The sequence below is a fragment of the Actinotignum timonense genome, from assembly GCF_900155575.1.
Lineage (GTDB): Bacteria > Actinomycetota > Actinomycetes > Actinomycetales > Actinomycetaceae > Actinotignum > Actinotignum timonense.
Window position 1 is genome coordinate 2,159,770 of record NZ_LT706966.1, and the last position, 13,110, is coordinate 2,172,879.

The window sequence follows — 13,110 nt, forward strand, 5'->3', positions numbered from 1 at the left end:
CGGACTGACCAGGCCACCTATCCATGACATCTGTCATGAAGAATTGGTGATGCATGGCAGTTCCGGCGCACCGCCGCCAATTTTTACACTGATGGCATGAACACAATACCCGTGGCCAACTCGGCCCACCCGGCCCGGCCGGATCAAGCGACGCCCCCAGCCGGCACCGCACAGCCGGCCACCGCGATGCAGCCAGACGGCACCGCACAGCCGGCCGCCGCGAAGCAGCCAGACGGCACCGCACAGCCAGCCGTTTCCGCTCGCGCCCTCAGCCGTCATTTCGGGAATGTGCGCGCCGTCGATAATATCGACCTCGGAATCGACACCGGGGAGATCGTGGCGCTCCTCGGCCCCAACGGTGCCGGGAAAACCACGCTCCTCGATATGGTGCTCGGCTTCACCAAACCCAGCCGCGGCACCCTGGAAGTTCTCGGCCAGACTCCCGGTTCCCCGGCTCTCACCGGGCACATCGGGGCCATGCTGCAGACCGGTGGAATGCTCCGTGATCTCACCGCCGCGGAAACCCTCCGTTTCCTCGCCGATTGCCTCCCCTTCCATCTCCCGGTGAGCGACGTTATTGAACGCGCCGGCATGAGCGACTTCGCTTCCCGGAAAATCGCGAAATGCTCCGGCGGGCAAATTCAGCGCATCCGCTTCGGTGCCGCCCTGCTATCCGACCCAGAGCTGCTTATCCTCGATGAGCCCACCGCGGGGCTGGATGCCACGGCGCGCCGTGACTTTTGGGAGCATATTCGGGCCGACGCCGCTCGCGGGCGCACCATTATTTTCGCCACCCACTACCTCCAAGAAGCCCAGGACCTCGCCGAGCGAGTCATCCTCATGAATAACGGGCGCATCGTGGCGGACGGGAGCGTCGCGGATATTACCGCCCAGCAACGCCACCACCTCACCGTCACCTGGAATCCGCAGGCCGCCATCTCTCCGGAAGAACTAGCCCGGCGCACCGGCGCCGACACGGTGGCACGAGACGGCGACCTCGTGCGTTTCACCGTGGCTGATTCTGATCGGCTTGCCGCAGTGATTCTCAATGAAGGCCTCGGCTCCCATCTCCAGATTTCTGCCGCCAGCCTCGAAGATGCGTTCTTCAGCCTCACGGCCTCCCCGCACACCGATTCGCCCGCCGCCGCGGCACCCGAAGGAGCCCTCTCATGACCACCCTCATAGCCAGCCCGGCTGCGCCTCGTTCCCGCACTAATATCTTCTTCTCCTATATCCGCCACGAGCTCTGGCGAAATCTGCGGATGGTGGACTCCCTTATCTTCCTTATCGCCCTCCCCCTCGTGATCTTCGCGGTTTTCGGAGTGGCCTCACCGGGAACGGACAAGCACATTCCCGGGGGCACCATCGCCGCCTACGTCATGGTGAGCTTGGCCCTCTACGGGGCGGCCACCGCCGCGACATCCATGGCGGGCGCCGCCGCCGTGGAGCATGACAGCGGCTGGGGCCGCCACCTGGCCCTGACCGGCATGCGCCGCGGGGATTACTTGGCGGGCAAAATCATCGTCAGCCTCCTCATTGCCTGCCTCCCCATCGGCGCGACCTTCCTCCTCGGAATCCTGACCACCGCGCAATTTGATACCCCCGGAATCTGGCTCGCGAGCGCCGGGCTGTGCCTGGTGGGCGTCTTCCCCTTCGCTTTCTTCGGCCTTGCCGTTGCCCTGGCGCTCCGCAGCGAAACCGCGGTGTCCATTGCCTCCGGTGTGGTGGTGCTCCTCGCTTTCCTCGGTAATCTCTTTATGCCACTGAGCGGATCCATGATGGAGCTGGCCCGGTACACGCCCTTCTACGGGGCGGGCGTGCTGGCGCACTGGCCTCAGAACGGGGACGTGATTATTACCGGTGCTTTCGCCACGCCGGGTATGCCGGAGGCCCTTCCCACTGAATCCTTCGCCTGGGCGATTGGAAACGTGGCGGTGTGGACGATGATTTTCGCGGCACTGGCGCTCGTGGCCCTGCGCCGTTCGACGGTGCGGCGCTAGAGTACCGCGCTAAGATATGGCTAACGTGCGAGCACATCAGCAGGCACGGGCAGCGGCCGCGGAGGAACTTCGCGGCCGCTATGCTCATGGTATGGCCCCGTCCCCCGCCGCACCGTCTGCCTCCGCAGCATCGCCCTCCAGCCATTATTTGAACCGCATGTGGCGCACCGCCAACCAGATACCGGCGGCCCCGACCACCCACCGCGAGCGCCTGACTATGCTCTTCGGCAGCGGGATCTGGCTCATCTTCCTGGTCTTTCCTTTCGCTGGAGTTCTCTTAACACCAAGTCTCACTCCACTTGAGCGCGGCCTCGGTTACGCGGGAATTTGCGGGTTTGGACTGACGTATATTCTGATTTTCCAATTTCCGGATATGCGTCCCTCCTGGCCCCGCTGGGTGTCCCTCACGTTATGGAGCATTCCGCTGCTTGCCTGCGCGGCACTTATCCGTCCTTTCCCCTTTGGCTTCGCTTACACGGCACCCTTCGTCGCGGCAGTATGGATTTTTTCGCTCCCGCTCATACCCGGGATTCCGTGCGGGCTTGTGTGTTTCGCGGGCGGAGCGGCGGCCCATATCTGGGCACCGTATGATTTCGTGTGGGCAGCATTTCTGGGCAGCATTATTATCCCGATGATCCCCATTCTCATCTCGCGGTTGCTGGAAGAATTTGCCACGCGGTCGGCGCGGATGCGCGCGGAGCTCATCCTTTCCGAGCAGCGTTCTGAACTGGCCTCCGTCGTCCATGATGTGCTGGGCCATTCGCTGACCGCCATCACCGTGAAAACTCAACTGGCCGCGAGATTATTGGAGAGCAATCCGGAGGCGGCCCGCGCTGAATTAGAAGACAGTCTCAAAATTTCGCGCAATGCTATCGACACGGTGCGGGCCACCGTCACCGACCTGCGCCAGCCCACTCTCGACGTCGAACTGGATTCTGCTTACGCACTGCTCCGTTCGGCGCGTATCACCGCGCATTTCACGCCTCCCCCGGAACTTCCCCTCCTCACCGCCCAGCTTTTCGCGTGGGTGGTGCGCGAAGCGGTCACGAATACGGTGCGCCATTCGGGTGCGCGCAATTGCACCATCACTATCGAGCAGAGGGAGACTGGCGCGCGCTTGCGGGTGGAGGACGACGGCGTAGGTATCCCTACGGGGGCTCCGGCAGGTACCGGGCTGACCGGTTTGCGCGAGCGCGTGGAGGCTGCCGGTGGAACACTGGCGATTAGCCGGCTGGAACCGGGAACTCGCGTGGAGGTGGTCTTATGAACGACGGCGCACAAGTAGATGGCGGTGCTGCCCCCGCCACCAACTCGCACGTGGGCAACGGTGCGGCTACGGGGCACCGCCGCCCCATCCGGGTAGTGATCGCCGATGATCAGCGGATGGTGCGCGAGGCTTTGGCGGCGCTTCTCAACCTGGAAGAGGATATTGAGATAGTCGCGCAGCTGGAAGATGGCAGCGCCGTCGTTCCCACCGTTGCGGAAACCGGTGCCGATATTGCGCTCCTTGATATTGAAATGCCCGGCGTGGACGGAATCGCAGCAGCGCAGGCACTGCAGGCGGCGGGGGCCGGCTGCGGCGTCGTTATTGTGACGACCTTCGGGCGTGCCGGGTATTTGCAGCGCGCCATGGCGGCCGGAGCGCGCGGTTTCGTGGTGAAAGATGCGCCGGCTGAGGAGCTCGCCGCGGCGCTGCGCACCGTTGCCGGCGGCGGCTACGCTATCGATCCGCAGTTGGCCGCGCAGGCCTTGCAGATGGGGCCCAATCCGCTCACCGAGCGCGAGGGTGATGTGCTGCGGCTGGCGCTCAGCGGGGCGACCGTGAAAAGCATGGCCGCGCAGCTGTATCTCTCGCAGGGGACGGTGCGTAATCACCTGTCCGCCGCTATCGGGAAAACGGGGGCGAGCACCCGCACCGAGGCGGCGCAGCTCGCCCGGGCCCGCGGGTGGATCTAAACGTGCACCCGCGGGCGCATGGCGCACCGGTGCAGAGCTAACCGTCACACCGGTGCGCAGCTACCAGCACACCCGCGGGCGGAACTACGGCAGCTGAGCCGAGGAGCAAGCTCGGCGGCTAGCTAAAAATTGGCCCCGTGGTACGCGAGCGCTTGAGCTCGAAGAAACCGGGGGTGCGAGCCAGGGCGAGGCAGCCATCCCAGAGGGCGAGGGCGGCTTCACCGTGCGGGGCCGGGGAGATGACGGGGCCGAAGAAGGCTGCGCCGTCGAAAGAAATAATGGGCACGCCGACTTCGTCGCCGACGAGCGCCAGCCCGGATGCGACGCTGTCACGCAGGGCGGCGTCGTAATGGGCGGCGTCGTTCAAATATTCGCTACCTTCGCCGAGAGCCGCGAGCACTTCGGCAAGAATCTCGCGCCCCACGGGGCGCCGGTCTTCGTGAATAGCCTGGCCCAACGCGGTGTAGAACTCGCCGAGCTTCTCGTTACCTTCCAGCTGGGCGATTTTCATGGCGACGAGCGCCGTTTCGCGCCCCTCCTCCACGTGGGCGCGGTACTCCTGCGAAATATCTTTGCCCTCATTGAGGATCGCGAGGGAGAAAGGCCGCCACGTGACGGCGAAATCACGGGCGGTGGCCACCTCGGTGACCCAGCGGGAGGTAATCCACGTCCACGGACATGTTGCATCAAACCAAAATTCAACCTGAGTGCTCATGGTTCTATCCAAGCGTGAAAACGGGCGCCGTGGGCCGCCTCGCGCCATGAGCGAAACTGGAACGGGGCGCAAACGGTGCGGCAACGGCGCGCGAACGGTGCGGCTGAAAGCGGGCGTTGCGGGCAAGGGCGCGCCAGAACCGGTAGGATTTCACGTAAATTGTGCTGAAAGCCAAGGAAAGGAAGCTTGATGGCCGGGACTAATCTCACCCGCGCAGAAGCTGCGGAACGCGCGCAGATCGTAGCGACGCAGAATTACCGCATTGAACTTGATCTGACCACCGGGGAGGAAACTTTCGCGGCGGTTACCGAAATTGATTTTGAGGCCACGCCGGGTGCCGATACGTTCCTCGACCTCATCGCGAAGTCGGTGGAGCGCGTGGTGCTTAACGGCGCGGAGCTCGACCCGGCCAGCTACCAGGATTCGCGCCTGCCGCTGCCCAACCTCGCGGCGCAGAACACGGTGCGGGTGGAATCCACCCAGTACTACTCGCGCACTGGCGAGGGCCTGCACCGCTACGTGGATCCGGCCGACGGCGAGGTCTACCTCTACTCCCAGTTTGAGGTGGCGGACGCGCGGCGGGTCTTCGCGAATTTTGAGCAGCCTGACCTCAAGGCGAATTTCACCTTTACGGTGACCGCGCCGGAGAACTGGAAGGTGTTTTCCGTGTCCCCCACCCCGGAGCCGGTGGCCTTGGGCGAAGGCAAGGCGCGCTGGGATTTCACGCCCACCGAGCGCCTATCCACCTACCTGGTGGCGATTGTGGCCGGCCCCTACGAGGGTGTGGAAGGCGAACCCTTCCATTCCATCGACGGGCGCGATATTCCGCTGGGCGTATACGCGCGTAAGTCGCTGGCTCCCTACCTGGATGCCGATGAGATTTTCACCATCACCCGCCAGGGCTTCGAGTATTACGAAGCCAATTACGGGCATCCCTACCCGTTCCGCAAGTACGACCAGGTGTTCTGCCCGGAATACAATGCCGGCGCCATGGAGCACCCGGGCCTGGTGACCATTGTGGAAACCTATGTATTCCGCACCAAGCCCACCGGCGCGATTATCGACCGGCGCACCATCACCATCCTGCACGAACAGGCCCATATGTGGTTCGGTGACCTGGTCACCATGAAGTGGTGGGATGACCTGTGGCTCAACGAATCCTTCGCGGAGTTCATGAGCCACCTGGCCGCCGCCAATAACACTCGCTGGAAGGATGCCTGGACCACCTTCCTCGCCTCGGAGAAGACCTGGGCGATCCAGCAGGATCAGCTTCCCTCTACCCACCCGATTGCCGCGGATATTCGCGACCTGGAAGATGTGCTCGTCAATTTTGACGGCATCACCTACGGCAAGGGCGCTTCGGTGCTCAAGCAGCTGGTGGCGTACGTGGGGCAGGAACAATTCCTGGCCGGGGTGCGGGCCTATATTGCCAAGCACAAGTGGGGCAATGCCACACTCACCGATTTGCTCACCGAGCTGGAAGCTTCCTCCGGGCGTGACCTCAAGGAATGGACCCGGGTATGGCTGGAGGAATCCGGCGTCAATACCCTGCGGCCCGAAGTGGAGGCCAGCGGCGGGGTTATCGACCGGCTCACCGTGGTCCAGAGCAACGACGCGAACTCTTCGCTGCGCCCGCACCGTATCCGCATTGCCGGCTACGACCTGGACGGGGACGGGCTGCGCTGCGTGAAATCCGAGTGGGTGGATATTGCCGGTGAGCGCACCGAGATCGCCTCCTTCCAAGGTGCTGAGCGCCCCGATCTTATTCTCCTCAACAGCCAGGATTGGGGCTACGCCAAGATCCGCTTCGATGCTGATTCCTTCCGGGTGGCGCTGGAGAATCTCGAGAAATTCGATAACCACCTGGATCGCTCCGTGGTGGTCTTCGCGGCGATGGATATGATGCGCGACGGCGAACTCGACGCCCACACCTACGCCGATATTGCGCTGGCGGTGCTGGCGGATGAAACCGATGGCACCGTGCTGCGCGTGGTGCTCGGCTCCCTGCATTCCGCGGTGGAGCTCTACTCCAACCCGGCCACCCGCACCGAGTTCGCGGCCGCCGTTTCCGAGCGCATTTTCGAACTGGCGCTCACCGCGGCACCGGGTTCGGATCGCCAGCTCCAGCTCATGGGTGCGGCGATGCGCCGGGCCGTGAGCGAGGAGCAGCTCGGCCTTATTGCCGGGTGGCGCGACGGCGTGGCCGTTCCGGAAGGGTACGACGTCGATCAGGAAGTCCGCTGGAATATCCTCATCGCCTTGGCGGCTAACGGGCGGGCCGATCAGGCCGATATTGACGCTGAGTTCGCCCGCGATTCTTCCTCCTTCGGGCAGATTTTCGCGGCCCAGGCCGAAGGAGCGTTGCCCGACAGCGCGGCCAAGGAAAAGGTCTGGGAAGAAATCGTGCATCCGGAAACCAATACCCGCCAGCGCAATCTCGCCCTGGGCACCGGGCGTTCCTCCGCCGAAAGCGTGCGTGCCTACGCAGAGAAGTACTTCGCGGTGGCCAAGGACATGTGGGATAACAATTCGGTGGAAATCGCCTCGAATATGCTCGAGTACGCCTACCCGGCTCAGCTGGCTGGCCGTACCGACCTCGGGGTGGATCTGCTGGCCCTCGGCCAGGAATGGCTGGCCACCACGGATGCGGCGCCGGCCTGCCGGCGTATCGTCTCCGAAGTGGTGGACGGCACCGCCCGCGCGGTGCGCAACCAGGAAGCCGACCGGAAGGCTGGGAACTAAAAGTTACGCGCTAGCCACGTAGCTGATTATTCCGATACACAAGCGGTGCGGGAACTCGCCATGGGTTCCCGCACCGTGGCATTTAATCAGCCCGCTCCGGCTACCCCAAAACTGAAACTATCCTGGATATTTTTATCATCACATTTCCTAATATCCTTTTATTACTTCGCTATAAACTTGTGGTGCAAACCGTCATATTCAAAGAAGAGGAAGACACCCCGATGAAGCACCCGAGTTACCTGGCCGTTGCCGCCGCCGCAGCCACCGCCATGTTCATTCCAGCCGCGGCGCTCGGTGCCCCGGCCACATCCACCAGCCTGACGAGTAATCTTTCCCGCGCCGGTGCGGATACGAACAGGGATAAGGCCGCTGAGGAGAAGGCCACCGCGGAAGCGGAACTGGCTCGGGTCACCGCTGATCTGGCCGCTGAAAAGGCGAAGGTTCCGAGCCTTGAAGAAGACCTTGCCGCCGCGCGCCAGCGCCTCGCGTATCAGGAAGCTCCCCTCGCTCCGCTGCGTGCGCAGCAGCAGGAATTGAGCACCGAGTGCGGCAAGATCGGCCCCGCCATTGCTAGCCAAGAGAAGAAACTGGCGCAGCTCCAGGCCACGCTCAAGGAAGTTCAGGAAACTGAATACGCCACGATTGATGAGAAAAATGCGCTGGTGGTCAAGCGCACGCAGATGCAGCAGGCCGGCGCGGATGTGACGGAAATCAGCGCGCAGATTGACGCGCTGGAGAAGAAGCTCGAGCAGCTGCGCACCCAACAGCAGCAGCTCAATACCCAGATTTATACGCTCAAGCCGCTGATCGAAGAGCTGCGCGGGGCGCAGGCGCAGTGCCCGGCTATGGAGGCCGAGCTCGCCCAGCAGATCAAGGATGCGGAGGCCGCGGCCGCACCGGCGCGCGCCGAGGTCGCCGAGAAGGCGAAGTCGCTCGAGGCGGCGCAGGCCCGCGTGGCTACGCTCACCGAGCGCGTCGCGGCGCTCGAGAAGAAGATCGCAGAGTTGAATGAGGTTCTTGCCCGCCCGCTTCCCGCGCAGCCGGCGCAGCCTTCCACGCCAGGTGTTACGACGACGCCGCCAGCCGGCCCCGTGGCAACTCCGGCTATCACCGGTGCTCCGGCTGCGCCCTCTGCTCCTGCCGCCCCGGCAACCGCCGCCCCCGCGGCAACAAATACGCCCGCCGTAGCCACGGCTCCCACCGCAACAGCAACACCCAAGGCCAACGCAGCCAAGCCGCAACTGGCCCACTCGGGTGCGGAGCTGGGCAGTGCCATTGGCGCGGCAACGGTGCTCCTCGGAGCGGGCGGGGCGCTGGCAATCCGGCGGGCGCGCAACTAGGCACCAGTCCCAACGTCTAGCAGGAAAGCTACATTCCTCGCATACAGGCCGAAGCGGCGGATACCCACCGGTATCCGCCGCTTCACTTAGTGCGCGCTACTACTTTTATGACACGGTGCCGCGCCGCCCCTTAACGCAAGGCACGCGGGAGCCGGGCGCCGTCGTCGTTAAAAGCGGAGAGGCGATAGCAGGTGACGGTGAGCTCCCCGCTCACCTCCATCCGCACCTGCCCGCGCGGGTAAATGCGCTGGGTGAAGGAGGTGGTGCCTTCCTGGAAGAGTTCCACCAGGGAGCCGTCCATCCACAGGGAGGCCGGCGCGTTCACGGCGGCGGTGAAGAGCACCTCGTTCGTTTCCGAATCGCGCAGGGAGATGGTGCCGCTGCCCGCCAGGTCCAGGGAGAAGGAGTGCAGCTCGGGCAGTTCGGTGACCACGGTGCCCTCGCCTTCGCGCAGCGCGAAGATTTCGGGAGCCGGCTCGGTCCACACGCGCCCGTCGGAAATACGCACCTGGCGCGGGTAGGTCAGCGCACCGTTGTAGCCCGAGGCGTCGATATCGGCGTCGGTGCGGTCGGAGCCTTCCCAGGTCCAGCCCCAGGCGAGCACGCGCTCCCCGTCCACCACGCACTGAGGCGCGTAGAAGTCGGGCCCGGCGTCGAATTCACCGCCGGCACGGGGCACGAAACGGGGGTACCCGGCGCTCATATCGAGATCGCCCACCAGGTAGGCCACCCCGGTGAGGTGATCCATCAGCGTTTCCGCTTCCACCCACTGGGAGACGATGAGCACCCACGCCTCCCCCACCTGGATGAGCTGGGGGCATTCCCAGATGGAGGCCGGGGCGTAGATGGAGGCAAGCGGGTCGTCGCCCACCAGGAGGGTGTCCAGGTAGCGCCAGTTGCGCCAATCGGAGCACTCGTAAAGGAAGATCACGGGGGTGCCGTCCTCGAAGCCGCCGCCGTGGATGGCATACGTGCGGCCCTCCACCTCGAAAATGAAGGGGTCGCGCATGGCGCGCACGTTTTCGATGGGCGGCATGGTGGCGACGACGCCGGTGGGCTCCCAGCCACTCCTATCGGCGTTTTCCTCCGCCAGGACCGTCACGGAAGGGCCGTCCCCGCGGGTGACGGCGGTGTAGAGCAGCGAGGATACTCCCTCGTGCACGGTGCCCACGCCGGACCAGCAGCCGGCCGAATCGGGCTGCCCGGGGCGCGGTTTGAGGGCGATGGGCTGCGCCGTCCAATTGACGAGGTCCGTGGAGGTGGCATGCCCCCAGTGGATGTGGTCATGCCAGGGCGCCTTGGGGTTGTACTGGTAGAACATGTGCCAGGTATCGCCCACCTTGTGGATGCCATTGGGGTCGTTGACCCACCCGAAGTTCGGGCGCACGTGCAGGGCGGGGAAGAAACGGTCGGGGAAGTGGTCGAGCTGTGTCATGAGTGCCTCCTTTGTTGAGGGGGTTGGGGGCGGCGTGGCGGCCAGCGGGGAGCGGCTGTGTCCCTCATCGTTGAGGAGGGCACGGTCGGGTACCCAGCCGGCGTGACGGCGCCCGTGGGCTGCGGCGTAGAGCCGATGTTGGTCAGTTCCCGCCGTTGAGCTTTCCTGCGGCGCCGTGGGGCAGCCGCAGCTCGGCCCGGTGATGACGGTGCAGGGCACCAGTCGGGTACGGTGCCGCTCCGCGGCGGCATCCGGATCACCGAGCAGGCGGGTGATTTCGGTAATGGCGCGCTCGGCAACCGCTTCTACCGGGTCAACGGCGCGCAGGAATGATTGGGCTTCGGGCAGGTGGGAATCATCGAAAACGGCCAGGCGAATATCACGGCCCGGCACCAGGCCGCGGCGCCGTATCTCCGCCATGGCGGGCACGCACATGGCCGAGCTGCCCAGCACCAGGGCGTCAATATGGGCGCAGGAGTCAAGCACCTGGGCGATCTGGCGGCGCACCGCCCGCGGGGAGGAATGGGCGCCCACCAGCTGGTGGCGGGTCACCCGGTGGCCCCGTTCCACCAGGGCTTCCTCGAAGCCGCGCATATGCTGCGAGCCGTTGGCGATGCGCCGGTCCGGGTAGAAGAGCACCGGGTAGCGCACCCCGTGGTCGAGGAGGTGTGCGGTGATATCGCGGATCCCCTGCTGGTAGTCGGTGCTCACCTGCGGGGCCACCACGGCGGGGTCATTCCCGTTGACCACCGCGAAGGGGATGGCGTGGCGGCGCAGCCGCGGCAGCGAGTGCCGGCGCCATCCGGGCACGGGGCTGATGATGACCGCGTCCAGACGGTGCGCGATGAGGGCGCTGAGCGCCGCTTCTTCGGTATGCACATTCGCACCGGTATCCAGCAGGAAGGGCACCAGGCCGGCATCGGTAGCCTGGCGGGCCAGCTCCAGGGCCACCGCCGTGCCCCCGGCGTTGCCGAGCAGGGTTCCCACAATGGCGATTCCGGGTGAAGCCCCGGCACGTAGGGAGCGGACGGTGCGCGGGCTGGAGTAGCCCAGTTCCGCTGCCGCCTCCAGCACCCGCATCCGGGTGGATTCAGCCACCCGCCGGGTCCCGTTGAGCACGTGGGACACCGTGGTGATGGACACCCCGGCGCGGCTCGCCACGTCTTTCATCCCTACGCCCGCCATTGTTCCTCCTTCTTTCTTTTACGACGACGCCGGCGGCCCGCTACGCGGGCCGCGCCCGCCGGTCGGTGCGCCACCTTGACGGTGCGTGGGCACCGTACCAGGCGCGGGGCGCACGGTGCGCCGCACCGTGGGCGCGCCATGGGCGCCGCCCGGGCTACACGTCCTCGAGAAGAGTTCCCTTCGTCTCCGGCATCATAGTCCGCGACCAGATGACCGCGCCGAGCATGCACGCAGCGTAGAAGAGGAAGGTGAAGGTCATCGAGGCTTGGAACATCACCGGGAAGGTGCCGGAGATGATCGCGGCGGACACCCAGTGGGCGGCCGAACCGACGGCCTGACCGTTGGCGCGGTGGGCCGGCGGGAAAATCTCCGAGATGAAGACCCACAGCACCGAACCGATACCCACCGCGAGCGCCGCGATGAACACGATGATGAGAACCAGCACAATAATGCCGGTGGTGGTGGACAGCTCCGAGCCGTTGAAATAGAAGATTCCGGCGATGGCCAGCAGCGCCACCAGGTCGATACCGGCGCCCAGGGTCACCAGCGGGCGGCGCCCCACCTTGTCCACGAGGGAGCGCCCCAGCAGGGTGAAGGCCAGGTTGGTCAGGCCCACCAGGATGGAGGAGGCGAAGGCGGCGTCGCCGGCGATGCCGGCGGACTGGAGCAGGGACGGTGCGTAGTAGAGCACCGCGTTGGTGCCCGCGAATTGGGAGAAGAAGGCGATGAGGATCGCCATGGTGATGGGGCGGGCGGTGCGCTTGGAGAAGAAGGGCTCCGTTGCCGCGGCGTGCGGGGCGGCGTTATGCATATTTGCCATGACCTGCGCGGCTTCGTTCTTGCCCCACAGGTCTTCCATGACGCGCAGCGATTCGCTATCGCGCCCGCGGGTGTAGAGCCAGCGCGGGCTTTCCGGAATGAAGTAGCACACCGCGAGGAAGATGAGGGAAGGCACCGCCTGGATGCCGAGCATCCAGCGCCAGCCCAGCTCCACCGGCATCATTTTGACGATAATGTAATTGGAGAAGTAGGACACCACAATGCCGATCACGATATTGAGCTGCACCGTGGCCACCAGTTTTCCGCGCCGTGCGGCAGGCGATATCTCCGCCGTATAGAGCGGGGCGATTACCGAGGAGGCCCCCACCGCGATCCCGCCGAGCATGCGGAAGATGAGGAAGAAGACCCAGCTATTGGCTACCGCCACGCATACAGAGGTGATGAGGTAGAGGGCGGCCACGCCTTTGAGGACGGGGCGCCGGCCCCATTTATCGGCCGGGATGCCACCGAAGAGCGCCCCGATAATGGTGCCGATGAGGGCGCAGGAGACCGTGAAGCCCAGCTGCCCGGCGCTCAGGTCCCATTTGTCTTGAAGGGCTGCTGTGGTTCCGGAAATCACCGCGGTGTCGAAACCGAAGAGGAAGCCACCGAGTGATGCGGCGGTGGCCGAAAATGGTACGAGGTGTTTTTTCATGTTCTCTCCTCACCGTTGAGAATGCTGTTCGTGGCTGGTGCTGCGAGGGCGGGAACGGTGCGCTTCCGTTGCGCCCCGTGCTCCTTACCCCGTGCCCCGTTTCCAGCTCAGGAAAGGGGCAGACCGGCCGGTGCATTCACTCTAAGAAGAAGTGCTGGCGTGAGATAGGCCCGTCTCCTAAAATTTGCGCAAATTCTAGGAGACGGGCCTAGCTGCGTCGTCGTACCTTTTAAGACAGTCGCGAACCGCTACTGTGCCTGAGC

9 protein-coding genes are annotated in these 13,110 nt (G+C 64.8%); 6 read left to right on the top strand and 3 right to left on the bottom strand.

The features are described 5' to 3' along the window. Positions 1 to 96: 96 nt before the first annotated feature. From CZ322_RS09180 to CZ322_RS09195, 4 genes are all read left to right on the top strand, one after another. On the top strand, positions 97 to 1,173 hold the full coding sequence (locus CZ322_RS09180) for an ABC transporter ATP-binding protein (protein ID WP_234984526.1): 1,077 nt from the start codon (positions 97 to 99) through the stop codon (positions 1,171 to 1,173). Further along, entirely contained in the window at positions 1,170 to 2,000 is an 831-nt protein-coding gene (locus CZ322_RS09185) for an ABC transporter permease (protein WP_087071044.1), read from the top strand. The genes CZ322_RS09180 and CZ322_RS09185 overlap by 4 nt, the downstream gene beginning before the upstream one ends. Before the next feature lie 91 nt (positions 2,001 to 2,091). Continuing rightward, positions 2,092 to 3,267 (top strand): sensor histidine kinase, encoded by a 1,176-nt coding sequence (locus CZ322_RS09190; protein ID WP_159455029.1) that lies wholly within the window; start codon positions 2,092 to 2,094, stop codon positions 3,265 to 3,267. After that, positions 3,264 to 3,956 (top strand): response regulator transcription factor, encoded by a 693-nt coding sequence (locus CZ322_RS09195; protein ID WP_087071046.1) that lies wholly within the window; start codon positions 3,264 to 3,266, stop codon positions 3,954 to 3,956. Before CZ322_RS09190 ends, CZ322_RS09195 begins: the two co-directional genes overlap by 4 nt. Before the next feature lie 118 nt (positions 3,957 to 4,074). Here CZ322_RS09195 and CZ322_RS09200 read toward each other — a convergent pair whose 3' ends face one another. Continuing rightward, positions 4,075 to 4,671 carry a mycothiol-dependent nitroreductase Rv2466c family protein gene (locus CZ322_RS09200; protein WP_087071047.1) on the bottom strand — a complete coding sequence of 199 codons (597 nt, stop codon included), beginning with the start codon at positions 4,669 to 4,671 and terminating at the stop codon, positions 4,075 to 4,077. Between the two features lie 189 nt (positions 4,672 to 4,860). On the opposite strand from CZ322_RS09200, the gene pepN reads away from it, so the two are divergent. Both pepN and CZ322_RS09210 read left to right on the top strand, forming a co-directional pair. Next, the gene (gene pepN, locus CZ322_RS09205) at positions 4,861 to 7,413 is read left to right on the top strand and encodes an aminopeptidase N (protein ID WP_087071048.1); all 2,553 of its coding nucleotides are present in this window, start codon (positions 4,861 to 4,863) and stop codon (positions 7,411 to 7,413) included. 182 nt (positions 7,414 to 7,595) lie between these two features. After that, the gene (locus tag CZ322_RS09210) at positions 7,596 to 8,753 is read left to right on the top strand and encodes a hypothetical protein (RefSeq protein ID WP_143231895.1); all 1,158 of its coding nucleotides are present in this window, start codon (positions 7,596 to 7,598) and stop codon (positions 8,751 to 8,753) included. 130 nt (positions 8,754 to 8,883) lie between these two features. Here CZ322_RS09210 and CZ322_RS09215 read toward each other — a convergent pair whose 3' ends face one another. Further along, positions 8,884 to 11,373, bottom strand: coding sequence for a LacI family DNA-binding transcriptional regulator (locus tag CZ322_RS09215; protein ID WP_087071050.1), 2,490 nt, complete (start codon positions 11,371 to 11,373; stop codon positions 8,884 to 8,886). A gap of 154 nt (positions 11,374 to 11,527) precedes the next feature. Beyond that, on the bottom strand, positions 11,528 to 12,847 hold the full coding sequence (locus CZ322_RS09220; protein WP_026428475.1) for a sugar porter family MFS transporter: 1,320 nt from the start codon (positions 12,845 to 12,847) through the stop codon (positions 11,528 to 11,530). Positions 12,848 to 13,110: the final 263 nt, after the last annotated feature.